This is a genomic window from Rhodoferax sp. RT5P35, from assembly GCF_056521385.1.
The window spans coordinates 75827-100610 of sequence record NZ_JBWMAX010000002.1 but is presented as its reverse complement, the minus strand read 5'-3'; the positions used below and the strand labels follow the sequence as shown (position 1 = coordinate 100610).

General features: G+C 64.5%; 23 protein-coding genes. 11 read left to right on the top strand and 12 right to left on the bottom strand.

Features of this window, described 5'->3' with window-relative positions; translation table 11 throughout:
* Window positions 1–3: 3 nt before the first annotated feature.
* Window positions 4–759 (bottom strand): DeoR/GlpR family DNA-binding transcription regulator, encoded by a 756-nt coding sequence (locus AC097L_RS02605; RefSeq protein ID WP_479584552.1) that lies wholly within the window; start codon window positions 757–759, stop codon window positions 4–6.
* Between the two features lie 85 nt (window positions 760–844).
* Between AC097L_RS02605 and nudK the strand changes: the two genes are divergently transcribed.
* The gene (gene nudK, locus AC097L_RS02600; protein WP_479584551.1) at window positions 845–1438 is read left to right on the top strand and encodes a GDP-mannose pyrophosphatase NudK; all 594 of its coding nucleotides are present in this window, start codon (window positions 845–847) and stop codon (window positions 1436–1438) included.
* Here the strand turns inward: nudK and AC097L_RS02595 are convergent.
* The 3 genes from AC097L_RS02595 to gorA are packed head-to-tail and all read right to left on the bottom strand — an operon-like array spanning window position 1435 to window position 5553.
* Window positions 1435–2682: a GGDEF domain-containing protein gene (locus AC097L_RS02595; RefSeq protein WP_479584550.1), complete on the bottom strand. Its 1248-nt coding sequence runs from the start codon at window positions 2680–2682 to the stop codon at window positions 1435–1437. The two genes, nudK and AC097L_RS02595, sit on opposite strands and share 4 nt — an antisense overlap.
* 5 nt (window positions 2683–2687) lie before the next feature.
* The gene (locus AC097L_RS02590; RefSeq protein WP_479584549.1) at window positions 2688–4181 is read right to left on the bottom strand and encodes an AMP nucleosidase; all 1494 of its coding nucleotides are present in this window, start codon (window positions 4179–4181) and stop codon (window positions 2688–2690) included.
* 4 nt (window positions 4182–4185) lie between these two features.
* Complete coding sequence (gorA, locus tag AC097L_RS02585; RefSeq protein WP_479584548.1) at window positions 4186–5553, bottom strand: glutathione-disulfide reductase; 1368 nt, start codon at window positions 5551–5553, stop codon at window positions 4186–4188.
* 236 nt (window positions 5554–5789) lie between these two features.
* Between gorA and AC097L_RS02580 the strand changes: the two genes are divergently transcribed.
* The 3 genes from AC097L_RS02580 (at window position 5790) to AC097L_RS02570 (ending at window position 7807) form a co-directional block, all read left to right on the top strand.
* Entirely contained in the window at window positions 5790–6173 is a 384-nt protein-coding gene (locus tag AC097L_RS02580; protein ID WP_479584942.1) for an FKBP-type peptidyl-prolyl cis-trans isomerase, read from the top strand.
* A gap of 175 nt (window positions 6174–6348) precedes the next feature.
* Window positions 6349–7263, top strand: a complete 915-nt coding sequence (proC, locus tag AC097L_RS02575; protein ID WP_479584547.1) for a pyrroline-5-carboxylate reductase — start codon at window positions 6349–6351, stop codon at window positions 7261–7263.
* Between the two features lie 46 nt (window positions 7264–7309).
* Entirely contained in the window at window positions 7310–7807 is a 498-nt protein-coding gene (locus AC097L_RS02570) for a DUF2059 domain-containing protein (protein ID WP_479584546.1), read from the top strand.
* Between the two features lie 101 nt (window positions 7808–7908).
* Here the strand turns inward: AC097L_RS02570 and fdhA are convergent, their stop codons facing one another.
* Complete coding sequence (fdhA, locus tag AC097L_RS02565; RefSeq protein ID WP_479584545.1) at window positions 7909–9108, bottom strand: formaldehyde dehydrogenase, glutathione-independent; 1200 nt, start codon at window positions 9106–9108, stop codon at window positions 7909–7911.
* Window positions 9109–9553: 445 nt separating this feature from the next.
* On the opposite strand from fdhA, the gene AC097L_RS02560 reads away from it, so the two are divergent.
* The gene (locus AC097L_RS02560) at window positions 9554–9862 is read left to right on the top strand and encodes a BON domain-containing protein (RefSeq protein ID WP_479584544.1); all 309 of its coding nucleotides are present in this window, start codon (window positions 9554–9556) and stop codon (window positions 9860–9862) included.
* A gap of 186 nt (window positions 9863–10048) precedes the next feature.
* Here AC097L_RS02560 and AC097L_RS02555 read toward each other — a convergent pair whose 3' ends face one another.
* Both AC097L_RS02555 and AC097L_RS02550 read right to left on the bottom strand, forming a co-directional pair.
* Window positions 10049–11320, bottom strand: a complete 1272-nt coding sequence (locus tag AC097L_RS02555) for an ABC transporter substrate-binding protein (protein WP_479584543.1) — start codon at window positions 11318–11320, stop codon at window positions 10049–10051.
* A gap of 28 nt (window positions 11321–11348) precedes the next feature.
* Window positions 11349–13049 (bottom strand): glycoside hydrolase family 13 protein, encoded by a 1701-nt coding sequence (locus tag AC097L_RS02550; protein WP_479584542.1) that lies wholly within the window; start codon window positions 13047–13049, stop codon window positions 11349–11351.
* Window positions 13050–13242: 193 nt separating this feature from the next.
* Here AC097L_RS02550 and AC097L_RS02545 point away from each other — a divergent pair, with 193 nt between their 5' ends.
* The 5 genes from AC097L_RS02545 (at window position 13243) to AC097L_RS02525 (ending at window position 16921) form a co-directional block, all read left to right on the top strand.
* Window positions 13243–14196: a helix-turn-helix transcriptional regulator gene (locus tag AC097L_RS02545; RefSeq protein WP_479584541.1), complete on the top strand. Its 954-nt coding sequence runs from the start codon at window positions 13243–13245 to the stop codon at window positions 14194–14196.
* 2 nt (window positions 14197–14198) lie between these two features.
* Window positions 14199–14552, top strand: coding sequence for a TfoX/Sxy family protein (locus AC097L_RS02540; protein WP_479584540.1), 354 nt, complete (start codon window positions 14199–14201; stop codon window positions 14550–14552).
* Window positions 14553–14669: 117 nt separating this feature from the next.
* A complete protein-coding gene (locus AC097L_RS02535) occupies window positions 14670–14912 on the top strand; it encodes a hypothetical protein (protein WP_479584539.1) in 243 nt (80 codons plus the stop codon).
* The gene (locus tag AC097L_RS02530; RefSeq protein WP_479584538.1) at window positions 14909–16588 is read left to right on the top strand and encodes a tetratricopeptide repeat protein; all 1680 of its coding nucleotides are present in this window, start codon (window positions 14909–14911) and stop codon (window positions 16586–16588) included. Before AC097L_RS02535 ends, AC097L_RS02530 begins: the two co-directional genes overlap by 4 nt.
* A gap of 15 nt (window positions 16589–16603) precedes the next feature.
* A complete protein-coding gene (locus AC097L_RS02525; protein WP_479584537.1) occupies window positions 16604–16921 on the top strand; it encodes a hypothetical protein in 318 nt (105 codons plus the stop codon).
* Between the two features lie 19 nt (window positions 16922–16940).
* On the opposite strand, the gene AC097L_RS02520 is transcribed toward AC097L_RS02525, so the two are convergent.
* The 4 genes from AC097L_RS02520 to AC097L_RS02505 form a co-directional block, all read right to left on the bottom strand.
* Window positions 16941–17861 (bottom strand): 4-hydroxybenzoate octaprenyltransferase, encoded by a 921-nt coding sequence (locus tag AC097L_RS02520; RefSeq protein ID WP_479584536.1) that lies wholly within the window; start codon window positions 17859–17861, stop codon window positions 16941–16943.
* Between the two features lie 109 nt (window positions 17862–17970).
* Window positions 17971–18933 carry a LysR substrate-binding domain-containing protein gene (locus AC097L_RS02515; protein ID WP_479584535.1) on the bottom strand — a complete coding sequence of 321 codons (963 nt, stop codon included), beginning with the start codon at window positions 18931–18933 and terminating at the stop codon, window positions 17971–17973.
* Window positions 18934–18976: 43 nt separating this feature from the next.
* Window positions 18977–19132, bottom strand: a complete 156-nt coding sequence (locus AC097L_RS02510; RefSeq protein WP_479584534.1) for a hypothetical protein — start codon at window positions 19130–19132, stop codon at window positions 18977–18979.
* A 54-nt stretch (window positions 19133–19186) separates the two neighbouring features.
* Window positions 19187–21133: a phosphatase PAP2 family protein gene (locus tag AC097L_RS02505; protein ID WP_479584533.1), complete on the bottom strand. Its 1947-nt coding sequence runs from the start codon at window positions 21131–21133 to the stop codon at window positions 19187–19189.
* A gap of 299 nt (window positions 21134–21432) precedes the next feature.
* Between AC097L_RS02505 and AC097L_RS02500 the strand changes: the two genes are divergently transcribed.
* On the top strand, window positions 21433–22656 hold the full coding sequence (locus AC097L_RS02500) for an HD-GYP domain-containing protein (protein WP_479584532.1): 1224 nt from the start codon (window positions 21433–21435) through the stop codon (window positions 22654–22656).
* A 9-nt stretch (window positions 22657–22665) separates the two neighbouring features.
* On the opposite strand, the gene recG is transcribed toward AC097L_RS02500, so the two are convergent.
* Window positions 22666–24756: an ATP-dependent DNA helicase RecG gene (recG, locus tag AC097L_RS02495; RefSeq protein ID WP_479584531.1), complete on the bottom strand. Its 2091-nt coding sequence runs from the start codon at window positions 24754–24756 to the stop codon at window positions 22666–22668.
* Window positions 24757–24784: the final 28 nt, after the last annotated feature.

Here is a 24784-nt window from a genome sequence, read left to right as displayed (position 1 = left end):
CCGCTACCCGCGCACCAGCGCCAGCCCCAGCGCCGTCAGCGCCGCCACCTCCAGATCGGTGGTGCCCGGCTCCACCACCAGCCCGGTGGCATCCGTGCAGGGGGCGATCACGTAGGGCGAGGCGGCGTGCAGTTTTTCTGCTGAAGCCAGCACCCAGGTCTCGGCGGACTGGGCCATCAGCGCGCGCTTCACATGGGCCTCTTCCATGTCGCCGGTGCTCAGGCCCACACGGGCGCTGATGCCGGTCACGCCCATGAAGTACAGGTCGGCGCGCACCCGGCCAATGGCGTCCACCGCCGCCGCGCCCACCGCCACCACCGAGTGCTTGAACAAGCGCCCGCCCACCAGTTGCACCTCGATGCGCGGATGCTCCACCAGGGCCAGGGCGATGGTCGGGCTGTGCGTGACCACGGTGGCTTGCAGGGTGGGCGGCAAGCGCAACGCCAGCTGCTGGCAAGTGGTGCCGCCGTCGATGAACACCACCTGGCCGGGCTGCACCATGGCCGCAGCGGCAGCGGCAATCGCCTGCTTGCCCGGCATCTGCAACTGGCTGCGCGCGGCAAAGTTGGCCACGGCGGGCGACGCAGGCAGGGCCCCGCCGTGCACCCGCTGCAGCAGCCCCTGGGCGGCCAGCGCACGCAGGTCGCGGCGGATAGTGTCTTCCGACAGGCCTAAAGCAGCGCTGAGGTCGGCAGCCACGATGCGGCCGTCGCGGCGCAGGGTGTCGAGCAGAAGGTGTTTACGTTGTTGGGTCAGCATGGCCAAGATTTTTGCACGATTTTCATTGAAGTTGCATGAAACTGCATGCTTGGGCTAAACTTTCGCCACTACCACCGGAGCCCCCATGCACGCCCTAGACAGCATCCGTATCGTTGAAGAAAAGCTTTTGTCGAACGACTGGTATCTGCTGAAAAAAACCACCTTCGAGCTGCGCCGTCGCGACGGCAGCTGGCAGCGCCAGAGCCGCGAAACCTACGACCGGGGCAACGGTGCCACCATCCTGCTGTACAACGCCGCCCAGGGCACGGTGGTGCTGACGCGGCAGTTCCGCTTCCCCACTTATGTGAACGGCAACCCCACCGGGCAGCTGGTCGAGGCCTGCGCCGGCCTGCTGGACCAGGACGACCCGGCCACCTGCATCCGCCGCGAGGTGGAGGAGGAAACCGGCTTTCGCATCGACAACGTGCGCAAGATTTTCGAGGTCTACATGAGCCCCGGCTCGGTGACGGAAAGGGTGTTTTTCTTTGTCGGGGCCTACACCGCCGCCGACAGGGTGTCGATGGGGGGCGGCGAGCACCACGAGGGCGAAGACATCGAGGTGCTGGAGCTGCCCTTTGCGCAGGCCCTGGAGATGGTGGCCGACGGGCGCATCTGCGACGGCAAGACGATCATGCTGCTGCAGTACGCGCAGTTGCACGGGCTGCTGCACACCGACTAAATCACTGTCAGACCCGCCCCGCCATCCGACTGCACCAGCTGCCCACGGCCAGCCTTCTTGGCCTCGTACAGGGCGGCATCGGCGCGGGCGATCAGGCCGGACAGGGTGGAGTCGCCGTCTTTGAGTACGCCCACACCGGCGCTGTAGTCCAGCGGAAAGCCCAGTTCTTTTTCGGCCGTCTGGTGCAGCATGGTGCGCAGGCGCAGGTCAAAGCCGATACTGGCCGAGCGGTGGGTGTTGGCCAGCACGATGCAAAACTCTTCGCCGCCCAGGCGGCCGACCAAATCGCCGGTGCGGCGGCTCTCGCGCAGCAGGCGGGCAAACAGCTTCAGGGCGGTGTCGCCCACTTCGTGGCCATAGGTGTCGTTGACGCGCTTGAAGTGGTCGATGTCCAGCATCATCAGGGTCAGCGGCTGCTGGTAGCGCATGGCGTTGGCGAACATGCCCTCGGCGCGCTCCAGCCAGCCGCGGCGGTTCAGCAGGCCGGTCAGCCCGTCGGTCATGGCCAGGTTGTGCAAACGGGCTTTGGCCTCGTCACGCCAGGCCGCCAGCAGGGCCACCATGCCCGTCACAAAGGCCAGATTCACCGCCAAAGCCATGGCCAGATCCGGTAGGCGCAACAGGGCGGCATCGCCCCACACGCCCACCAGCCCGCGCACCAGCAGCACCACCGCCACCGCCACCAGACAGGCGCACAGCACCCAGCGCCAGGCCCGGCCCATGTGCCGCAGCGGGAACAGGGTGGCCGCCGCGACCAGCACCAGCATGGCCGCCAGGCACAGGTGGGACCAGCCCCACTGGAAGGCCGGGCTGGCCGAACCCAGCAAGCCCGCCAGAGCGTAGCCCAGCGGCGCAGCCACCAGCAAGGCGCGCAGCCAGCGCTCGCTCCTGCGGTAGTCCAGCCCATCAAACACACCGGTGCGCACGGCCTTGCGAGGGCGTTTGCGGTTTTTGGGTGGGCGCGTGCGGTGGCCCAGCCAACTGCCCAGAGCCCGGTGCAGCAGCCACAGCCCCAGGCCGAAAAACAGCAGCGCCAGGGGGGCCAGCACCGAGGCCCAGAGCACATCTGCAGAAAGGGCGGCAACACCCCCCAGCAGCAGGGCCAGCAAGCCGATTTGGACACAGCGGGTGGCGGCGCTGGCCCCGGTGCCGATGATGGCCAGCAGGGCCAGCGACACCACACCCACATGGACGGTGGCGATCACCAGCAGGGTCGGCAGGTCGAGCAACATGGAAACAGACATCTGCGTTATTGGAACGCCACTTCGGCAAAGCTGCGCAATTTACGGCTGTGCAGTTGGTTGATGCCCTGGGCGCGCAACAATTCAATCGCGCGGATGCCGATGCGCAGGTGCTGGTCCACCCGTTCGCGGTAGAAATGGTTGGCCATACCGGGCAGCTTGATTTCGCCGTGCAGCGGTTTGTCGCTGACGCACAGCAGCGTGCCGTAAGGTACCCGGAAGCGGAAGCCGTTGGCGGCGATGGTGGCGCTTTCCATGTCCAGCGCCACCGCGCGGCTCTGGCTGAAGCGGCGCTGCGGCTGGTTATTGGGCAGCAGTTCCCAGTTGCGGTTGTCGGTGCTGGCCACGGTGCCGGTGCGCATGATGTTCTTCAGCGCGGCTCCCTGCACCTGGGTGACATCGGCTACGGCCTGCTCCAGCGCCATCTGGATTTCGGCCAGCGCCGGAATCGGCACCCACAGCGGCAGCTCTTCGTCCAGCACATGGTCTTCGCGCACATAGCCGTGCGCCAGCACGTAGTCGCCCAGTTGCTGGCTGTTGCGCAGGCCCGCGCAGTGGCCGACCATGATCCAGGCATGCGGGCGCAGCACGGCGATATGGTCGGTGATGTTCTTGGCATTGGCCGGGCCCACGCCGATATTGACCATGGTGATGCCCGCGTTGTCGGAGCGCACCAGGTGGTAGGCGGGCATTTGCGGCAGGCGCGGCGGCGCGGCTCCCAGGGCATCGCGCGGCTCGGCGGGCAGACCGATGCGGCGGGTGATGACGTTGCCGGGCTCGACAAAGGCGCAGTATTCGCTGGCCGGGTCGGCCATGGCGGCGTGTCCCATGCGCACAAATTCGTCGATGTAGAACTGGTAGTTGGTGAACAGCACAAAGTTCTGGAAATGCTCGGGCCCGGTGCCGGTGTAGTGGCGCAGGCGGTGCAGCGAATAGTCCACCCGCGGCGCGGTAAACAGCGCCAGCGGCTGCGGGTCGCCAGGGCGGGGCTCGTAGGTGCCGTTGGCAATGCCGTCGTCCATGGCGGCCAGGTCGGGCAGGTCGAACACATCGCGCATCAGCATGCGGCGGCTGGCATCCATCTGGCCTTCGACGTGGTCGTGTTCGGCAAACGAGAAGTGCACGGGAATAGGCAGCGCGCTGGTGCCAATTTCCAGCTCGACCTGGTGGTTTTGCAGCAGCAGGCGGAACTGCTCCAGCAGGTAGCCGTTGAATAAATCGGGCCGGGTCAGCGTGGTTTCAAAGCGGCCAGGCCCGGCCACAAAGCCGTAGCTCAGGTGCGCGCCTTCCAGCTCGGCAGCGCGGGCCACCGTCTCCGTGTGCAGGCGCACAAACGGGTAGCAGGCCCGCACATGGCCGGGCAGGGTTTCGCCCGCCACAAAACGCTGCATGGCAAGCCGCAAATGCTCGATCTGCTGGTCATAAATCAGGCGAACTTGCGCCAGAGCGGCAACCGGGTCGGTGAAGCGGGTGGGGGCAATGAAGGCGGGTAGGTAGGGCATGGACCTATTGTGCAGTGGGTTCACGCATGGTGACGAATTCTTCGGCCGCCGTGGGGTGGATGCCGATGGTGCTGTCAAACACCGCCTTAGTGGCACCGGCCTTCATGGCCACGGCAAAACCTTGCACCACCTCGCCCGCATCGGCACCCACCATGTGCAGGCCGACCACGCGGTCGCTCGCGTCGTCGACCACCAGCTTCATCAGCGTGCGCTCGGTGCTGCCGCTCAGCGTGTGGCGCAGGGCCTTGAACTCGCTGCGGTAGATGCTGACCTGGCCAAACTGTTTGCGGGCGGCCTCCTCCGACAGGCCCACGGTACCGATATTGGGGTGGGTAAATACAGCGGTGGGAATGAGGTCGTAGTCCATCTGCCGCGCGGCCTTGCCGGTTTTGGGGCCCAGCAAGTGGTCGACCAGCACCATCGCCTCGCCCAGCGCCACCGGGGTGAGCTGGATGCGCGCGGTCACGTCGCCCAGCGCGTAGATGCTGGGCACCGAGGTCTGGTAGTGGGCATTGACCTCGATGGCGCCGTCTTTGCCTTGCGCCACGCCTGCCGCCTCCAGGCCCAGGCCCTGCACATTCGGCACCCGGCCAATCGCGTACAGCACCTGGTCTACCGTCAGGGTGTCACCGCTGACCAGCCGCACCTCCAGCCCGGCGGGGGTGTGCAGGATGCTGGCCACATCGGCCTCCAGCCGCAGATCGACCCCGGCCTTGCGCACCTCCTGGGCCAAAAAGTTACGCACGTCCATGTCAAATCCGCGCAGCACCTGCGTGCCCCGGTAGACCTGGGTGACTTTGGAACCCAGGCCGTTGAAGATACTGGCAAATTCACAGGCGATGTAGCCGCCACCCACCACCAGCAGGCGCTGGGGAAACGGGTCCAGATCAAACATCGCGTCCGACACCACGGCGTGCTCGCCCCCCGCAATGCCGGGCACGCTGGGCGTGCCGCCGGTGGCCAGCAGGATGTTTTCGGCGGTGTAGGTTTGCTCGCCCACCTGCACCGTGTGCGCATCCACCAGCGTGGCCCAGCCGGGGATGAGCTGCACACCTGCGCCCACCAGCAGCTGGCGGTAAATGCCGTTGAGCCGGGTGATCTCGGTGGCGCGGTTGGCCTTGAGCTTGGCCCAGTCGAATGTGGGGTGGCCCACCTGCCAGCCAAAGCCTGCGGCCTCCTCAAACGCCTCGGCATAGCCCGCGGCATAGCTGTAGAGCTTTTTGGGGATGCAGCCCACGTTCACGCAGGTACCGCCCAAAGCCCCCACCTCGGCCAGCGCCACGCGGGCACCGCGCTGGGCCGCCATGCGGGCGGCGCGCACGCCACCACTGCCGCCACCCACCACCACAAGGTCAAACTGGAACGAAGACATAGAGGTTTCCTTTACAACAGACATGTTCTAAATGCTATTAAATATATAGCTCGTAGTACATACGGTAACTGCGCCATCCCCCTTTTTAAGGACGTAGACACAAAGACCCCACCAGAAACCGCAATAATGGATGGCATCTACTCTCACCATCTCTTCTACCCCGAAAGTTTTTAGTGAAATTTGCCCTGTCTACCGCCGCGTTCTGTCTGCTCGCAACCACCCTCACCACAACCACCTTGGCCCAAACCAACGACGCGGCCACCGCCGCCAAAGAACCCGGTGCCACCGTGACCCCCAGCGGGCTGGTGTACCGCTCCCTGAAAGACGGCACCGGTGCCAGCCCCAGCGCCACCGACAAGGTCAAAGTCCATTACCGGGGCACCTTCCTCGACGGCAAGGAGTTCGACAGCTCGTACAGGCGCAACGAACCCATTGAATTCCCATTGAACGGCGTGATCAAGTGCTGGACCGAAGGCGTGCAGAAAATGAAGGTTGGCGGCAAAGCCAAACTCACCTGCCCACCGGCCATTGCCTACGGCGAACGCGGCGCGGGTGGCGTGATTCCGGCCAATGCGACTCTGCAATTTGAAGTCGAGCTGCTCGGTATCAACGGAAAGTGACTGTGACTCACCCCCAGGCTGCAGCGCTACGCGTCTTTCGCCAACCCCCTTGCAGGGGGCGATACCTACGGTCCGGCAAAGCCGGCACCGTGGTATCCCTGAGGGGCGTGCGTTCCGTCTGAGGCTGGGGCTGCATATTCACACACCTAAAACTCCACGACTTTCTGGACTTCCCATGGCACCCAACCGACCCATCGCATCCAACTTTGGCGCGTCCCACTTCACCCCGTCCCAGGCGGGGGGTCTGTCCGACTTTGGCAACCGGGGCAGCTCGGCTGCGCACGACCACATCGCCTTCATTGGCGGCGGCAACATGGCCAGTGCCATCATTGGCGGGCTGGTCAAAAAAGGCGTGCCAGCCAACCACATTGTGGTGATCGAGCCCTGGGCCGAGGCCCGTGCCAAGCTGCAGGCCGACTTTGCGATCACCGCCCAAGACATGCCCGGCCCGGTGCTGGACCAGGCGCGCACCGTGGTGTGGGCCGTGAAGCCGCAGATGTTCAAAGATGCCGCCCTGCAGACCCGCTTCTACACCAAGACCGCGCTGCACCTGAGCGTGGCCGCGGGTATCCGCAGCGACAGCATTGCCCACTGGCTGGGCACAGAACGCATCGTGCGCGCCATGCCCAACACCCCAGCGCTGATCGGCAAGGGCATGACGGCGCTGTTCGCCCGGCCCGCCGTGTCCGAGCCCGACCGCAAGCTGGTTGAAAAGGTGCTGGCCGCCACCGGTGAAACCCTGTGGGTGGACGAAGAAGTGCAGTTGGATGCCGTCACGGCCCTGTCGGGCTCCGGCCCGGCCTACGTGTTTTTGTTCATCGAAGCCATGACCCAGGCCGGGGCCGACATGGGCCTGGGCCGCGACCAGGCGCATAAGCTGGCGGTGGGCACGTTTGTCGGCGCGTCCGCCCTTGCCCGCCAGTCGAAAGAGCCCCCCGAGATCCTGCGCCAGCGCGTCACCTCCAAAGGCGGCACCACCTACGCGGCCATCACCTCGATGGAGCAAGACGGTATCAAGAACATCATCATGCGCGCCGTGCATGCGGCGAAACACCGTGCCCGCGAGCTGGGCGACGAGTTCGGCGACTGACCCCATGAAGGGCTTTGGCCCTCTTTCCAGCCCAGCACTGCACACCATGCGTAAAACGACTATCAGCTTGCTTCTGTTCTCTTGCATTGTGGGGACCCACGCGGCGACGCCGACGGAAGCCTCCATCGACACCTTGCTCACGCTCACCAAGTCCGAAGCCATGCTGGACTCCATGTTTGCGCAAATGGAGGGAAATATGCGCCAGGCCATGGCGCAAGGCCTGGAAGGCAAAACGCCCACCCCAGAGCAGCAGCGCGTATTGGTCGATGCCCCCAAGCAATTTGTGGCAGCCGCCAAAGAGGAGCTCACCTGGGCCAGCCTCAAACCCATGTACACCCGCATCTACCAGCAAAGCCTGACGCAGGAAGAAGTGGAAGGTTTGAACGCCTTCTACCGCAGCACTGCCGGTGAGGCCTTCGTGAACAAGATGCCCGTGGTGATGCAAAAAACCATGGAGGAGCTGCAACCTCGGATACTGGCGATGGCCAAGAAAATGCAAGCCACCATGCAGAAGTCGCTAGCGGATGCCAAGATGGCGCAATAAGCCAATGCGAAGCCAGTAGAAATTTATGTCTTTTAGGCTGCTAGCGCATATGCAATATGCGCTAGCAGCTACTGAATGTGTAGCATTTAGTAGCCAGCGATTTACGCCGTAGCCAATTGCCCGTGCGGGTCGATGACAAACTTCTTCGGCACACCGGCATCGAACTCGGCGTAGCCGCTGGGGGCCTGGTCCAGGGTGATGACCTGCACGCCCACGATGTCGGCGATGTGGATGCGGTCCCACAAAATCGCCTGCATCAGCGCCCGGTTGTACTTCATCACCGGGGTTTGGCCGGTGTGAAAGCTGTGCGACTTGGCCCAGCCCAGGCCGAAGCGCAGGCTCAAAGCACCGCTCTTGGCGGCTTTGTCCACACCGCCCGGATCGTCCGTCACATACAGGCCGGGGATGCCGATCTTGCCCGCAGCGCGGGTGATTTCCATCAGCGAATTCAGCACCGTGGCGGGTGCTTCGCCTTGCGAACCTGCATGGCCGTGGCCACGGGCTTCAAAGCCTACCGCGTCAATGGCGCTGTCGACCTCGGGCGTGCCCAGAATGGCGGCAATCTGGTCGGCCAGGCCCACGTCTTGCGACAAGTCCACCGTTTCAAAACCCACCTTGCGCGCATGCTCCAGGCGCACCGGGTTCACGTCGCCCACGATCACCACCGCCGCGCCCAGCAGGCGCGCCGAAGCGGCTGCCGCCAAACCGACGGGACCGGCACCGGCCACGTAAACCGTGCTGCCCGGGCCCACACCGGCGGTCACCGCGCCGTGGTAGCCGGTGGGCAGGATGTCGGACAGGCAGGTCAGGTCGCGGATTTTTTCCATCGCGCGGTCGCGGTCAGGGAACTTCAGCAGGTTGAAGTCGGCGTACGGCACCATCACAAACTCGGCCTGGCCACCAATCCAGCCGCCCATGTCCACATAGCCGTAGGCACCGCCTGCGCGCGACGGGTTCACGCTGAGGCACACGCCGGTGTGCTGCTCCTTGCAGGTGCGGCAGCGGCCACAGGCCACGTTGAACGGCACCGACACGATGTCGCCCTTTTTCAGGGTTTCCACATCGCGGCCCACCTCCAGCACTTCGCCGGTGATTTCATGGCCCAGCACCAAGCCGGACAGCGCGGTGGTCCGGCCCCGCACCATGTGCTGGTCGGAGCCGCAGATGTTGGTGGTCAGCACCCGCAGAATCACCCCGTGCTCGGCGGCCTGGCCCAGCGGATTGACGAGTTTGGGGAAGGGGATGGATTGCACCTCGACCTGGCCGTGGCCTACGTATACGACACCTCGGTTGCTTGACATGGGGTTTGTCTCCTGGTTTGCCATTGAAATTTTGGTCAAGCATGGACTGCATGCCTGGATTTACCCGCCCCGAAAAAGACGCAGGCAGACAAGCATCTTGGAACAATACCGACGCAGCACTAGCCAAATTGCGACACCGTACGGTATTTAGGGGCCAGTTGCGGGTAAGTACTGAGCTGGCAGAGGTCTATGCGAATGGGTGTTGGGTGCAAGTGCATCGCCCCCTCTGCACGGGATCTCAATATTTTGAGCTTTTTAGGGCTCTAGCGCATATAAATGCTACGCATTTAGCTATAAATATAATAGTAATCTACATATCCTAGGGTTTCACCCTAGATTGCAGTTGCAACACAGCCTGCAGGTTGCCGACACACAAAGGTCGTGGTCGCTTGGGAAGATCACTTCATGGCACCAATGTTGGTGTAACAACCCAAAGGATTCCACCATGACACGCACTTTCAACCGCATCGCTGCTTCCGCTCTGTTCGCCCTGACCGCTGGCGCTTTCCTTCCCGCCCACGCTGCTAGCAACGATGCCGATCTGGCCAACTCGGTGCAATCCGCCCTCAGCACCTCGCTGGGTAGCGATGCCAAAGACGTGACCGTCACCGCCAGCAACGGCACCGTGACCCTGCACGGCTGGGCACAAGGCCCGCAAGAAGAAGCCAAGGCCCGTTATGTGGCCAGCACCGTGCCCGGCGTGGCCAATGCCTTCAGCACCGTGCGCACCTTCTCGACCGACACCAACGACTGAACCTTGTAGGGCGGCCCACGCCGCCACAAGCCAAAGCCTCTGCGCATACCAAACTATGCACAGAGGCTTTTTTTCGTACTTAATGTCTATTTATAGATAGCGTACTGCGTAGATTCCATCTGCGCTTATGGCACTTTTAGTGGTACAAAAAATGCCATAAATCCATAGCAACCCACAATCAGCCGCTTACCAGCTCGGCCCGCGCCGGATGGCATCGATCTTGCCCGCCAGCTTCTTCACGCTCTCGGTGCCCGTCGCCTTGCCGGACAGCACCTCGTGGGTAGCGTTCCAGAACGCGGCGGATACTTCGTTGTACTTGAGCCCGGTGACGGTGGCCGGGCGGGGGATGGCGACTTTGAGCGTCTCGAACAAATCACCATAGAACGGGTTGGCGGCCAGGATGTCTTTGTCCTGGTACAGCGCGGGGATGGTGGGGTTGGAGGCAAGGGCAATGGAGCGCTCTTTTTGCACCGCCTCGCTGGTCATGTAGAGCACCAGGTCTGCCGCTTCCTTGGGGTATTTGGAATACTTGCTGACCGCCATTTGCCAGCCGCCCAGCGCGGCCGCCCCGATGCTGCTGGCACCGTCGCCCTTGGGCATGGTCATCACGCCGATCTTGCCCTTGATGCCGCTGTCGGCACCGTTGCCCAGCGCCCAGGCGTAGGGCCAGTTGCGCATGAAGACCGCATTGCCGTTCTGGAACACGCCCCGGGCTTCTTCCTCGGCGTAGTTGAGCACGCCGGTGGGGGCGATGGTGCCGATCCAGCCCGCAGCCATGTCCAGCGCCTTGGCGGCCTGGGGGTTGTTGATGGTGGTCTTGCCCTCGCGGTCGATGATGGTGCCGCCGCCAAAGCTGGCCACCCATTCCAGCCCGGTGCAAGTCAGGCCCTCGTAGGCCCGGGCCTGGAACACAAAGCCCTGCATGGCGGCGTTGCCTGCCTTGCGCTCGGCATCCATCACCTTTTTAGCGGTGGTAGTGAGCTCGGCCCAGGTGGTGGGCGGCTTCTCGCCGTACTTGGCCAGCAGGTCCTTGCGGTAGAACATCACGCCCGCGTCGGTTAACCAGGGCATGGCCAGCAGCTTGCCGTTGACCGTGTTGTTGGCCACCATGGCGGGAAAGTGGTTCTTTTCTATGCCCTTGGTGTAGGGCTTGAGGTCGAGCAACTGGTCTTTCAAAATGCCGGGCCAGACCACGTCGATCTGCATGACGTCGAGCTTGTCGGACTTGGCAGCCAGCATCTGGCGAAACAGGCCCAAGATGTCGCTGGACGACGAGGGGATGCTCAGCAGCTCCAGCGTGTTGCCGGTTTTGGCGCCCCACTCGGCGGCAATTTTTTTGCAGTACTGCACATCCTGCTCGCTGGAGCTGCACGACATGGTGAGCGTCACGCCCGCCGCCTGCACGCTGGCCGCGCCAAGCGCAAAAGCGCCCATCCAAACCATTTTCTGTATCTTCATTTTTGTCTCCTGAAAGTTATAAAACCACTCACTCCAACCGAAAGATTGCGGCTTCAAAAGGCCGCAAAACCATGTTCTTTAGATCGCTGCCCGCTTCCGGGTAGTTGCCGATCACCCGCTGCGCCGCGCGGTACGGAACCTCCAGCACCGGCGTACCGCCGTAAAAGTTGCACACCACCAGCCAGCGCTCTTCGCCCATGTTGCCCAGGGTGCGCAGGTAGGCGTAAATCTCGGGGTGCTCGGGCAGCAGCAACTGGTAGGCACCTTCCACCAGCACCGGGTGCGCCTTGCGCAAGGCAATCAGGGCGCGGTAGTAGTGAAAGACCGAGTCCGCATCGGCCAGCGCCGCCTCGCTGTGGATGGCGGGGTAGTTGGGATTCGCCGGTTGCCAGGGCGTGCCGGTGGTGAAGCCGGCGTGGGCGGCCGCGTTCCACTGCATGGGCGTGCGGGCGTTGTCGCGGCCCTTGGTGCGGATGGCCTGCAGGGCCACCTCGGGGGCGATGCCGCGCTCTTGCGTGGCGGTGCGGAACATGTTGCGCGACTCCAGGTCGTAGCAGTCGTCCACCGACGCATAAGGCTTGTTGGTCATGCCCAGCTCTTCGCCCTGGTACACGTAGGGCGTGCCCTGCATGCCGTGCAGCAGCGTGGCCAGCATCTTGGCGGATGCCACGCGGTACGCGCCATCGTCGCCGAAGCGGGACACGGGCCGGGGCTGGTCGTGGTTGCTCAGGTACAGGCTGTTCCAGCCCCGGCCCGCCAGGCCGTCTTGCCAACGCGACAGACTGGTTTTGAGGTCCCCCAGTTGCAGCTTTTGCAGCGCCCATTTGCCCTCGCCATGGCCGGGCACAGAGTCCAGATCCATGTGCTCGAACTGGAACAACATACTCAAAGCACCGGTGTCGGGGTGGGTGATTTCCACGCCCTGGCGCAGCGTGGCGCAAGGCGCCTCGCCCACGGTGACGGTATCAAATTGGTCCAGTACTTCGCGCCGCATTTCCTGCAGGTATTCCACCAGGCGCGGGCCGTTGGTGACCAGGGTGAACGCGGGCTGCAAGAAGCCGGGGCGCACCACCGGGGCGTTGGCCAGGCTGCCGTCGGCCGCGTAGGTTTTGGACACCATGTTGATCACGTCCATGCGGAAGCCGTCCACGCCCTTGTCCAGCCAGAAGCGCATCAGACCATGCACTTCGGCGCGCACCTGGGGGTTCTCCCAATTCAGCTCGGGCTGCTTTTTGGAGAACATGTGCAGGTAGTACTGGCCGGAGGGCGCATGGAACGCCCAGGCCGAGCCCGAAAACGCGGCTTCCCAGTTGTTGGGCGGCCCACCATCGGCGGCAGGGTCGCGCCAGATGTAGTAATTGCGGTAGGGGTTGTCTTTGGATTGGCAGGCCTCGGTGAACCAGGCGTGCTCGTCCGAGGTGTGGTTCACCACCAGGTCCATCATCAGCCGGATGCCACGCTGGTGCATCTGCGCCAGCATCTGGTCAAAGTCGGCCATGCTGCCGTATTCGGGCGCGATGGCGCGGTAGTCGCTGATGTCGTAGCCACCGTCGTCGTTGGGCGACTGGTAAACGGGCGACAACCACACCACGTCAATGCCCAGCGTGTGCAGGTAGTCCAGCTTGCTGGTGATGCCGGGCAGGTCGCCCACGCCATCGCCATTGCTGTCGCAAAAACTGCGCGGGTAGATCTGGTACGCGACGCTGCTTTTCCACCACGGCTGGGCCATTGCTGCTTCCTTGTCTAGGGTTGTTGTGTGAGGGAAAGTTTAGGAGCCACGCCCGGTTGCCACCAGCGAATCCACTGCCAAAAAACTGCAAGCTATGCCACAAAACCTGGATGGGTAACAAGCCGCACCCAAGGGTAAATACGGAGTTCTGCCTATGGCGTTGCACCGGAACTCTGGTTTTAATGGCAAACCTATGCAACAAAAACCAGAGCGCCGGGGCCTGCAAGCCCTGGAAGCCGAAACCGCCCGCAACAGCGCCGACAAAGCCCGGTGGATGCGCCAGCAACTGCGCCACAGCATGGCCGGGTTGCTGGCCGACAGCCTGCCGGTACGCCCCTGCGGCGGGCAGCGGGTGAGCGATCTGCGCGGCGAAGGCCACTTCCACCTGGTGCCCGAGCTGTTCTTGCAAACCAGCGGCAGCACCTGCTTCACCCTGCCGCACGGCCCTTTGGAGTTGCACGCAGGCGAGGCCATGCTGATGCCGCCGCGCATGCTGCATGCCGAGGCCACCGTGGGTACGGGCTTTAGCAACATCGTGGTCTACGCCGATGGCACCGCCCTCACCTGCCACCTTGCCAGCGAGACCACGCCGGGCCGCCCCAGCATCGACCACCTGGAGTCGCGCCAGCACCCGCACGCCGCCCGCATCCACGACTGGCTGGCCGATGCCGCCGCATTGGGCAACGAGGTGGACGATGCCGAGGCCCGCTTGCAGGTGCGCGCTCTGCTGGCCAGTGCCTGCGCAGGCGTGCTGCGGGTGCTGGACGATGCCGCGCCCCGCACCCAGCCCGAACCGCCGCTGGTGGCCCGCGTGCGCATGTGGGTCAACAACCAGCTAGGCGACCACGCCCTGAACGTCACCGCCCTGGCCGCGCAGGCCGGGTGCACGCCCGAATATTTGTCCCACGTGTTCAGCCAGACCACCGGCGGCCACCTGATCGCCCACATCAACCGCCAGCGCATGGACCGCGCCGCCCACCTGCTGGCCGAGACCGACATGGCGGGCAAAGAAGTGGCCTGGGCCTGTGGCTTCACCACCCCCAGCTATTTCATCCAGACCTTCCGCCAGCAGTTTGGGGCCACGCCGCAGCAGTGGCGTGCCAAGCGGCGCATGGAACTGGGCGACACTGCACCCACACAGGAATGAACATGTCCACCCACCCCAGCACCGCAGAATTTTTGCTCGACCAATTGGCCGCCACCGGCAACGCGTCGGTACGCCGCATGTTTGGCGAATACTGCCTGTACCTGGCGGGCAAGCCCGTGGGATTTGTATGCGACAACCAGCTGTTTTTAAAGCCCACCGACGCGGGCAAAACCGTGATGCCCCAGCCCGTGGAAGGCTTGCCCTACCCCGGTGCCAGACCGCACTGGTGTGTCACCGCCGACCAGTGGGAAAATGCCACGTGGCTGTGCCAACTGGTGCAGGCCACGGCGGGAGCGTTGCCCGAGCCTAAGCCTAAGAAGCCCAAGGCTCAGCCGAAAGCCCCGGCCAAGCGGTAGCGCCCATCCTTCAAATCGCTGATAAATGGCGGATATTTGTGCCGCACAGCCCGCCAGGGTTCGCTATAGTGAAAAAGGTGGGTTTGTGTGGACCGTTTGAACCACGGAGGTGGGGCCATGAAGAAGCTTTGGGCGTTTATCAGCCAGCCGCAAAATCTCGCGGTGCTGGTGGCTTTGGCCGGGGGCATTGGCTTTCTGTGGAAAGACGTGCTGGTCCCCAAGCCACCAACCACACCCTCACCTACAGTACAGGCACCCGCCGCCATCGTCCAGCAGGCCACTGCGAACGGCGGGGTGGCCATCAACGCCACCGGTTCGGCGCGTGTTGTAGTCCCGCAGAACAAGCCTCCCAGCCCATGACATTCGCCCGTTGCGCAGCCTGCGTCACCCTGGCCTGCGCGGCGATGGCGGGAGCGGGGGCAGCCGAACAAACCGCCAACGCCCCAGGCCAGTGCGGTGTCGCCATCAATGCGGCGGGCAACGCGCAGGTCACAGTGAACAACTACTGCGATACCAAAACTGCCGCCACCGTACAGGCATTGATCGACAAGTCCAGCAAAACAGAGCAAACCACCCAGCAGCAAGACCAGCGTCTGCGCAAGTTGGAGGCCGACCGTGAAGCCCAGGCGCGGCAAATCAAGCAATTGATCGCCGCCGTGCAAACCATCAACAAAGTAGCCGCGCAGCCGGGTGCCCCATCCGCCGACCAACGCGCCGCCAAGCTGCTGGCCCAAGGCGACGTGAGCGCTGCCGTGGCGGTACTGGGCCGTGAAGCCGCGGCAGCGGCAACCTCGTCGGCCGCGCTGTACCGCCAACAAGCCGCCCTGCTGCGGACCCAGGATGTAGCCGCAGCGCTGGCTGCGCTGGAAAAATCGCTGGCCGCAGAGCCCGGCGACTTCACCACGCTGTGGGATGCAGGCGACCTGGCAACCGCCGTGGGGCGCAGCGAAAGCGCCATGGCCTACTACCAGCGCATGCGGGAAATCGCCACCCAGGCATTGGCATCCTTGCCTGGCAACCTGGAATGGCAGCGCAACTTGTCCGTGGGTTACAACAAGATCGGCGACACCCAGACCGCCCAGGGCGACACTGCAGCCGCGCTCAGCAGTTACCGGGCGGGCCTGGCCGTGATCGACAAGCTGGCCGCCAGCGATCCGCACAACACGCAGTGGCAGCGCGACCTGTACGTGGTGCACAACAAGGTCGGCGACACCCAGGCGGCACAAGGTAACAGCGCGGCGGCACTCGGCAGCTACCAGGCGGGTCTGGCCGTGATCGACAAGCTGGCCGCCAGCGGTCCGCGCAACACCCAATGGCAGCGCGACCTGGCTGTGGGCTACAGCCTCCTCGGCGACACCTACACCGCCCAGGACAACACCGCGGCGGCGCTCGGCAGCTACCAGGCCGGCCTGGCCATCGGCCAAAAACTGGCCGCCAGCAACCCCCTGGATACCGAGTGGCAGCGCGACCTGGCCGTGGCTTACAGCAAGATCGGCGACACCCAAACGGCCCAGGGCAATGCTGCGGCCGCGCTCGGCAATTACCAGGCAGGCCTGGCCATCCACCAAAAACTGGCCGCCAGCGACCCGCGCAACAGCCTGTGGCAGCGCGACCTGTCGGTGGGCTACAACAAGCTAGGCGACAGCCAACTGGCCCAGGGGGACACGGCAGCCGCGCTCGCCAGCTACCGCACGGGCCAGGCGATAGCCGGGACACTGGCCGCCAGCGATCCACGCAACAGCCTGTGGCAGCGTGACCTGTCCGTGGGTGCTATCAAGATGGGTGACAGCCAAATAGCCCAAGGAAACACCGCGGCCGCACTCAGCAGCTACCGGGCGGGCTGGGCCATCCGCGACCGGCTGGCCACCAGCGATCCGCACAACAGCCTGTGGCAACGCGACCTGTCCTTGGCCTACGAAAGGATGGGCCACAGCCAAGCGGCCCTGGGGGACACCACGGCCGCCCTCAGCAGCTACCAGGCCAGTGTGGCCATCGGCGAAAAACTGGCGGCCGGCGATCCGCGCAATACCCGCTAGCAGCGGGATCTGTCGGTGGGCTACAACCGGATAGGCGACATCCAGATGGCCCTGGGGGACCCGGCGACGGCGCTCGGCAGCTACCAGGCAAGCCTGGCCATGTCCGAGAAGCTGGCCGCCAGCGATCCGCTGAACACCGAGTGGCAACTGGATGTGGTCGTATCCATCTGGAAACTGAACGGCCTGTACGAGGGCTTTTCCACCCTGGAGCGGCGTGCCGCGCTTAGCCGGGCCTTGGCCACACTGCAAGCCCTGCAAGCCGCCGCGCGTTTGCCGGTGTCTGCCGGCACGTGGATCGCTATTTTCGATAAGAAACTGGCTGAGCTGCCGTGAGCCACCCCACCATTGGCGCTCAGCCCAGCGCGTAGCTCCCGGCCACGCCGACAAACACCGCGCAACCCACCCAGTGGTTCAGCCGAAAGGCTTTGAAGCAGCCGTCGCGGCCCCGGTGGCGGACCAGGGTCCAGTGCCACAGGGCTTGCAGAGCCGCCACACCAATTGCTACGTAAAAAATAGCACCAAGCGCATACGGAATAAGGGCCAACACCCATATAAGCATAAAAATTGCGTAGAAGGCCATAACCCCGGCCACGTCGAAACGGCCCAGGGTGATGGCCGAGGTTTTCATGCCGATCTTCAGGTCGTCATCGCGGTCCACCATGGCGTATTCGGTGTCGTAAGCCAATACCCAAAACAGGTTGCCCAGCAGCAGCACCCAGGCTACCGGCGGCACGCTGGTACCCAGACGGGCCAGCGAAAAGTCGGCCCAACCGGCGGCAGACAGCACCTGCCACGGCGGGCCGCCCTGCACGGCGGCGAAGGCCATCGGGATGCCGAAGCTGAAGGCCACGCCCAACACCGCCTGCGGCATGGACACATAGCGCTTGGCGTACGGATACACCACGGCCACGCCCAACGCAGCGAAAGACCACACCACGGTGGCGGCGTTGGTGGTCAGCACCAGCGCAAACGCGGCCAGGGCCAGCAGCGCACCAAAGCGCAGCGCGGCCCCCACCGACAGCGCGCCGCGGGTCACCGGGCGCTGGGCGGTGCGTTTGACGTGCTTGTCGAATTCGCGGTCGGCCACGTCGTTCAGGCAGCAGCCCGCGCTGCGCATCAGGATGGTGCCCAAGGTGAACACCGCCAGCAGGTGCCAGCCGGGGAAGCCGCCGGACGCAATCCAGAGCGCGCTGAGTGTAGGCCAGAGCAGCAGCAGCCAGCCAGCGGGGCGGTCCCAGCGGATGAGCTGCAGGTAGAGAGGGAGAGATTTCATGGTCAAAAAGGCTTCTAGCGCATATAAAAGATACGCTATTAGCTATAATTTATATAGCATATAGCCATTGCGCACCGGTGGCAGCTTGGGAACAGATGGCTCCACAGGCTCAAGACAAGCGCTTCACACCCGGCAGTTCGCAGGCATAGATGGCGTTGCGCAGGGCGGCTATTGCCTCGTAGCGGGTGAAACTGCGCCGCCAGGCCAGCACCACGCGGCGCATGGGCGGCTCGCCGTCGAACGGCAGGTAGCGCACGTAGAGGTCGCCCTCGTCGTCTTTGCGGGCACGTTTGGGCTTGGCGGCCAGGGCGGACTTGGGCACGCTCAGGCGCGGCACCAGGGTGATGCCCATGCCGGCGGCCACCATGTGCTTGATGGTTTCCAGCGACGAGCCTTCAAAGCTCTTGCGGATGCCCTCGGCTCCGCTGGAGAAGCGGGCGAACTCGGGGCAGACCTCCAGCACGTGGTCGCGGAAGCAGTGGCCATTGCCCAGCAGCAGCAAGGTCTCGGCCTTGAGTTGTTCGGACGTAACACTGGTCTGCATGGCCAGCGGATGGTGGGTGGGCACGGCGACCATGAAAGGCTCGTCGTACAGCGCGGCCACGGCCAGCCCGGTATCGGGAAAGGGCTCGGCCATGATGGCGCAGTCGATCTCGCCCATGCGCAGCATTTCCAGCAGCTTGACGGTGAAGTTCTCTTGCAGCATCAGCGGCATCTGCGGCGTGCGGCTGATGACTTGGCGCACCAGGTCGGGCAGCAGGTAGGGCGCGATGGTGTAGATGATGCCCAGGCGCAGCGCGCCGCCCAGCGGATCTTTGCCGCGCTGGGCAATTTCCTTGATGGCGGCGGCCTGCTCCAGCACGCTTTGCGCCTGGCGCACGATTTCCTCGCCCAGCGGGGTGATGGTGACCTCGTTGGCGCTGCGCTCGAAGAGCTTCACGTCCAGCTCTTCTTCCAGCTTCTTGATGGCCACCGACAGCGTGGGCTGCGACACGAAGCAGGCTTCGGCCGCTTTGCCAAAGTGCCGCTCGCGGGCCACGGCCACGATGTATTTGAGTTCGGTGAGGGTCATAGGCGCTATTGTCTACCCGCTACCGCCGCAGGAACAAGCCAGCTCAATCAGGAATCACCGCGCCAATGACCGCCCCGGTGGCCTTGACCCCGGTTTTGACGATCACCGCGCCGGTGGTGACCACCGCATCGGCCACCGCGACCACGGCGCAGCCACTGCAAACCCAGGCCACACAAGCCACCAGCACCAGTACACGCATAACCGACCTTCTTCTTTGCAAGTAAGGCCGGATCTTACCGGTGCCTGGGCTGGCTCAGGAGACGATGCGCAACTGCACCTGGCTGCCGGTGTAGACCGGTGTGACCGTGTGGCCATCTACCGTGATGCTGCTGAACGTGCCATGCACACGGCCCGCGCTGATGACGGTGAGCAGCGTGCCCACGGCCGGCTGGTAGCCGGTGGCAAAGCGGATGGTCAACGCGCCGCCCAGGGTGGCATCGCTGGCCACGGCCAGTGGGATCTGGCTGGCATTGCCCAGCACCAGTTGCAGCGTGCCACCGGTCTGGGTGTAGCGGGCTGCCAGGGCTAGCTGGCTGGCCGGGCGGATGCGCAGCACGCCACCGCTTTGGAACACATCGCCGCTGCCAAACGCAGTGGCCGAAGTGCCTTCCAGCGTGCCCGCTTCCAGCACGGTGCCGCCGCTGTAGGTGTTGCTGCCGGTGAGGGTGAGCTGGCCGCTGCCGCGCTTGGTCAGCAGGCCTGCGCCGACGATGTTGTTCTGCCAGCTGTCCAGGGCGTTGAAGCCCAGCAGGCTGGCATCCATGCTGACGGCCACGTCACCATCCAGGCGCGCATAGCCGTCGGCAGCGTCAAACAGGTTCAGGCGGCCCCAGCCTTCGGCATCGTCCAGCACCGGATAGCCAGACGGCAGCGCGGTGGTCTTGAGCACTACGCGGCGCTGGTCGGCGCTGAGGTAGGGCAGGCGGGTTTCCAGCAGCACCTCGGCCCCCTTGGGCACGGTGGCGGCCTTGGTGGTGTCGGCCATCTGTGTGAACCCGTAGGTCAGATAGCGGCGGTAGTTTGCCTTGTTGGTGGCGTGGTCGGCAAAGCGGTCGGCGCTGCTGCTTTGCGCATGGGCGAAGGTGTTGAACGCGGCCGGGTCGGCGGCGCCCACGGCAGCCATCAGGGTGCTGCGCGCCTGGGCGGCCACCGCCACCCGGGTACCGCTGTTCATACCGGCATACAGGCTTGCCGCGGCTACGGCCTGGCCCTGGATGCGCCCGCCCATCACATCCATCGGGGAGTGCATGCCGGCCAGGATGCGGTTCTCGCCCAGCTCACCGGCACGGGTCAGCAGTTCCTGGAAACGCTCGGGCACCACATAGGCCATGGCCAGGCCGCGGCGCATGGCCTCGGCCGTATGGCCGCTGACAAAGCCGCCGTCGGTCTTGGGCGTGCTGCTTTTGGCCGGTACCAGCGCGGGTACTATCTGCACGCTGCTGCTCCAGCGCCAGGGGCGGGCGTATTTGTAGAAGCGCTTGGCGGGCTCGGTGGAGCCGTTTTCGCCAATGTTGGACACCAGGTCCACCACCGGGCCAAAGTTTTGGGTGTTGGCACTGCCGCCCACGCCCACATCGTTGCCGGTGTCGTTATAGAGCACCGTGGTGGCATCCCCCGCAATGCCGGTGATGGAGGTCGTTTGCTGCGACGCGGTGCGCCAGGCGCTGGTCAGCGGGCCCATGCCGTCGCTGACGCTGTAGGCCTTGTTGCGGCGGTCGTCCAGGTAGGCCGCCAGCTCCTGCGCCGGGGTGCGGTTGGCGGTAGCCGTGACGACGTACTGGATGTTGGCGCTATGCACGGCGGTATTGAGCACTGTGCCATCGGTGGAGTCGCCGGGAATGCCCGACCAGGTAGAAGCCACGACGGCGGGAAAGCTGCCATTGGCCGCAGCAGTAACCCCCGCGTCTACAACCAGGCTGCTGGGCCGCCAAATGTCCAGAAAGCCGGCCACCACGCGCACACCGGCGTTGGTGGCCAGCGTGGCATAGCGGGCATCGCCGCGCTGGTTACTGGCCACGTTGTCGACAAACGGGGGGACGGTAGAGGCATCGGCCACGGCGGCGCTGTCCGCGCGGCCCAGGCCGGTGGGCGCAGCGGGGGTGACCCACGGCGCATCACTGCCGCCGCAACCGGCCAAAACAAATCCGGCGGTAATGGCTACGCACAGGGCGCGGGGCAAATAAGGAAAAGAAGTCTGCATGGGGGAGTCATCGAAAAGACGTGGTGGCGACATGCCAGACCTTGACCTTAAGGGGGTGGCGTGACACCGCCATGACGCACTGCCGCGCCCTACCCTATCGGGCCCCCGACAAACCGCCACAAGCCCCAGCAGCACAATGAATAAAAATAATAGCTACTAGCGCATATAGAATATGCGCTAGAGCCTATTTTCATACCTAAAATAGGGAATGGCGCGCGGCTTGTCCATGCCTACAGAGCCACATACTGGGCCATACTGGCACCATCCCATCTCTACCCCCACGCCGCCCTCTGCGCACCATGCTCAAACGAATCCGCGTTGAACACCTGGCCCTGGGGATGCACATCGACGGTTTTTGTGCGCCCTGGATGGAACACCCGTTCTGGCGCAACCACTTTGTACTGACCGATCCGCAAGACATCGCCAAGGTACGTGCCAGCAGCGTGCAAGAGGTGTGGATCGACACCAGCAAGGGCTTGGACATTGCCCCCGAGGCTGCGGCAAATGCCATGCCCGAAGCGGCCCTTGAAGCAGTATCCGCTCCCACACTACCGCGCGACACCACCCCCACCACCGCAGCCGTGGAATACGCACGCGCCGCCCAGATCTGCGCCAAAGCCAAGCTGGCAGTCACTGCCATGTTCCAGGAGGCCCGGCTGGGCCAGATGGTGCAAACCGAACTGGCCGAGCAACTGGTACAGGAGATCAGCGATTCGGTGATGCGCAACCCCAGCGCCATGGTCAGCCTGGCGCGCATCAAGACAGCGGACGACTACACCTACATGCACTCGGTGGCGGTGTGCGCGCTGATGGTGGCGCTGGCGCTGCAGCTCAAGCTGGACGCGGCCCAGACCCGCTCGGCCGGCATGGGCGGGCTGCTGCACGACCTGGGCAAGGCCCTGGTACCGCTGGAAGTGCTGAACAAGCCCGGCAAGCTCACCGATGCCGAGTTCACCCTCATGAAAGCCCACCCTGCCCAAGGCCACATGCTACTGGTGGAATCCCTGACGGACGATCCGGCGGTGCTGGACATCGTGCTGCACCACCACGAAAGAACCGACGGCTCCGGCTACCCCCACCAGCAAGCGGGCGATACCACCAGCCTGCTGGCCAAGATGGGCGCAGTCTGCGACGTGTACGACGCCATCACCTCGGACCGGCCCTACAAGAAAGGCTGGGATCCGGCCGAATCGCTGAAAAAAATGGCCGAATGGACGAACGGCCACCTCGACACCCAGGTGTTCCACGCCTTCGTCAAAAGCATGGGCATCTACCCCACGGGCTCGCTGGTGCGGCTCAGCTCCGGGCGCATCGCCGTGGTCACCGGGCAAAGCGCCAGCACCCTGCTCAAGCCCATCGTCAAAGTGTTCTTTTCCACCAAAACCGACCAGCGCATCCCGCCCGTAGTTCTGGACCTGTCCGCAGCCGACTGCCCTGAGAAGATCACCGGGCGCGAAGACCCGGCGTATTGGCGCTTTCCGGACCTGAACCAACTGTGGTCGGGGCTGGGACCGCTGAGTTAGGTCTTTGTTTTAGGCCTTCAAATACTCTGCCTTGCCCCCCAGCCAACGCAGCACGTGCTGCTCGGCCAGGTGGGGGTGGCGGTCCAGCATCTGCGGGGCCAGGGCGCGGGCCCATTCGAGCAGGTCGCCATCGGTTTCCAGATCGGCAAAACGCAACAGTGGCGCGCCGGACTGGCGGGCCCCGAGAAACTCACCGGGGCCGCGGATGTCCAGGTCGCGGCGGGCAATCTCGAAGCCGTCATTGGTGTCGGCCATGGCCTGCAGGCGGGCGCGGGCGATCTGGCCCAGGCGCGGCGCGTCGCCAGTGGAATACAACAGCACGCAGGCCGATGCCGCCGCCCCCCGCCCCACCCGGCCCCGCAACTGGTGCAACTGGCTCAGGCCGAAGCGCTCGGCGTGCTCGATGACCATCAGCGAGGCGTTGGGCACGTCCACGCCGACCTCGATCACGGTGGTGCTGACCAGCAGGCCCATGCTGCCTTCGGTGAACAGCGCCATCACCGCCTTTTTCTCGACCACGGGCATGCGGGAATGCAGCAGGCCAATCAGCACGCCCGGTAAGGCTTCGCTCAGCGCGGCATGGGTTTCAGTGGCGTTGCGCAGGTCCAGGGCTTCGCTTTCTTCAATCAGCGGGCAGACCCAGTAGATCTGGCGGCCCTGGGCGATTTGGGCGCGGATGCGCTCAATCACCTCTTCACGCCGCGCATCGTTGATGACCTTGGTGACGATGGGCGTGCGGCCGGGTGGCAGCTCGTCGATGGTGGACACGTCCAGGTCGGCGTAGTAGCTCATGGCCAGGGTGCGCGGAATCGGGGTGGCGGTCATCATCAGCAAATGCGGCTCTAGCACGCCATCGACCATCTTGCTGCGCAGGGCCAGGCGCTGGGCCACGCCGAAGCGGTGCTGCTCGTCGATCAGCGCCAGGGCCAGGTTCTTGAAGACCACTTTCTCCTGGATCACGGCGTGGGTGCCCACCACCAAGGCGGCCTCGCCGCTGGCGATTTTTTCCAGCATCTCGCGGCGCTGTTTGGTCTTCTGGCTGCCGGTGAGCCAGGCGACGCATTTGCCCAGCGGGGCCAGCAGCGGCTCCAGCCAGGCGACAAGTTTGCGGAAGTGCTGGTCGGCCAGTATCTCGGTGGGGGCCATCAGCGCGCACTGCCAGCCCGCGTCCATCGCGGTGCAGGCGGCCAGCGCGGCGACCACGGTTTTGCCCGAGCCCACGTCGCCCTGCAACAGGCGGTTCATGGGGATGGGCAGGGCCAGGTCGGCGGCAATCTCGGCCCCCACACGCTGCTGGGCGGCGGTGAGGGCGAAGGGCAGCGCGGCGCGCAGGCCATCAAGCAAACCATCCTCCCGTGCGGCCAGCGGCGGGGCTTGCAGCAGATCGCGCGCGCGCTTGGCCTGGAGCTGCGAGAGCTGCTGGGCCAGCAGCTCCTCGGCCTTCAGGCGCTGCCAGGCGGGGTGGCTGCGGTCTTCCAACGCGGCCAACGACACGTCGGGCGCGGGATGGTGCAAAAATGATAGCGCCTCATGTAGATAGTAATTACGCTGGAGGCCTGTTTGGCTTAAATATCCCGGGTTGTAGTTCGGGCAACCCGGTGGCAGGATCTCGGACAAATTGGCGCGCTTCAAGCCGCCCAGCACGGCGCGGCGCAAATAGGCCTGCGGCAAACCGGCCGTACTAGGGTAGACCGGGGTGAGCGCCGTGGGCAGGTCGCCACTGGCCAGCTTGAACACCGGGTGCAGCATCTGTTTGCCCAGAAAGCCGCCTTTGACCTCGCCGCGCACCCGCAGGCGCGCACCCACGGCCAAGGTTTTCTGGTGCGAGGGGTAAAAGCTGAAGAAACGCAGGGTGCAGGTGTCGCTGCCGTCGTCCACCGTGACCAGCAACTGGCGGCGCGACTGCAGGCTGACTTCGCTGTGGGTGACGGTGGCCTCGATCTGCACGGTGTCGCCCTCGCGCGCGTCGGCCAGGCGGCTGATGCGGGTTTCGTCCTCGTAGCGCAGGGGCAGGTGCAGGGCCAGGTCGATGTCGCGGCGCAATCCCATTTTGAGCAGGGCTTTTTGCGCAGGGTTCAACTTGGGTGGGGGGGTGACCATGGGGGCGAATTTTGCCTTGTTGCGTTCT

What these genes read in the sequence shown, in the direction of transcription:
- AC097L_RS02595 (WP_479584550.1), bottom strand. Translation starts at nt 2,682, where the DNA reads ATGTCTGTTTCCATGTTGCTCGACCTGCCGACCCTGCTGGTGATCGCC.
- AC097L_RS02590 (WP_479584549.1), bottom strand. Translation starts at nt 4,181, where the DNA reads ATGCCCTACCTACCCGCCTTCATTGCCCCCACCCGCTTCACCGACCCG.
- fdhA (WP_479584545.1), bottom strand. Translation starts at nt 9,108, where the DNA reads ATGTCAAGCAACCGAGGTGTCGTATACGTAGGCCACGGCCAGGTCGAG.
- AC097L_RS02605 (WP_479584552.1), bottom strand. Translation starts at nt 759, where the DNA reads ATGCTGACCCAACAACGTAAACACCTTCTGCTCGACACCCTGCGCCGC.
- nudK (WP_479584551.1), top strand. Translation starts at nt 845, where the DNA reads ATGCACGCCCTAGACAGCATCCGTATCGTTGAAGAAAAGCTTTTGTCG.
- gorA (WP_479584548.1), bottom strand. Translation starts at nt 5,553, where the DNA reads ATGTCTTCGTTCCAGTTTGACCTTGTGGTGGTGGGTGGCGGCAGTGGT.
- AC097L_RS02560 (WP_479584544.1), top strand. Translation starts at nt 9,554, where the DNA reads ATGACACGCACTTTCAACCGCATCGCTGCTTCCGCTCTGTTCGCCCTG.
- AC097L_RS02520 (WP_479584536.1), bottom strand. Translation starts at nt 17,861, where the DNA reads ATGAAATCTCTCCCTCTCTACCTGCAGCTCATCCGCTGGGACCGCCCC.
- AC097L_RS02515 (WP_479584535.1), bottom strand. Translation starts at nt 18,933, where the DNA reads ATGACCCTCACCGAACTCAAATACATCGTGGCCGTGGCCCGCGAGCGG.
- AC097L_RS02570 (WP_479584546.1), top strand. Translation starts at nt 7,310, where the DNA reads ATGCGTAAAACGACTATCAGCTTGCTTCTGTTCTCTTGCATTGTGGGG.
- AC097L_RS02540 (WP_479584540.1), top strand. Translation starts at nt 14,199, where the DNA reads ATGTCCACCCACCCCAGCACCGCAGAATTTTTGCTCGACCAATTGGCC.
- recG (WP_479584531.1), bottom strand. Translation starts at nt 24,756, where the DNA reads ATGGTCACCCCCCCACCCAAGTTGAACCCTGCGCAAAAAGCCCTGCTC.
- proC (WP_479584547.1), top strand. Translation starts at nt 6,349, where the DNA reads ATGGCACCCAACCGACCCATCGCATCCAACTTTGGCGCGTCCCACTTC.
- AC097L_RS02505 (WP_479584533.1), bottom strand. Translation starts at nt 21,133, where the DNA reads ATGCAGACTTCTTTTCCTTATTTGCCCCGCGCCCTGTGCGTAGCCATT.
- AC097L_RS02550 (WP_479584542.1), bottom strand. Translation starts at nt 13,049, where the DNA reads ATGGCCCAGCCGTGGTGGAAAAGCAGCGTCGCGTACCAGATCTACCCG.
- AC097L_RS02510 (WP_479584534.1), bottom strand. Translation starts at nt 19,132, where the DNA reads ATGCGTGTACTGGTGCTGGTGGCTTGTGTGGCCTGGGTTTGCAGTGGC.
- AC097L_RS02500 (WP_479584532.1), top strand. Translation starts at nt 21,433, where the DNA reads ATGCTCAAACGAATCCGCGTTGAACACCTGGCCCTGGGGATGCACATC.
- AC097L_RS02545 (WP_479584541.1), top strand. Translation starts at nt 13,243, where the DNA reads ATGCAACAAAAACCAGAGCGCCGGGGCCTGCAAGCCCTGGAAGCCGAA.
- AC097L_RS02530 (WP_479584538.1), top strand. Translation starts at nt 14,909, where the DNA reads ATGACATTCGCCCGTTGCGCAGCCTGCGTCACCCTGGCCTGCGCGGCG.
- AC097L_RS02555 (WP_479584543.1), bottom strand. Translation starts at nt 11,320, where the DNA reads ATGAAGATACAGAAAATGGTTTGGATGGGCGCTTTTGCGCTTGGCGCG.
- AC097L_RS02535 (WP_479584539.1), top strand. Translation starts at nt 14,670, where the DNA reads ATGAAGAAGCTTTGGGCGTTTATCAGCCAGCCGCAAAATCTCGCGGTG.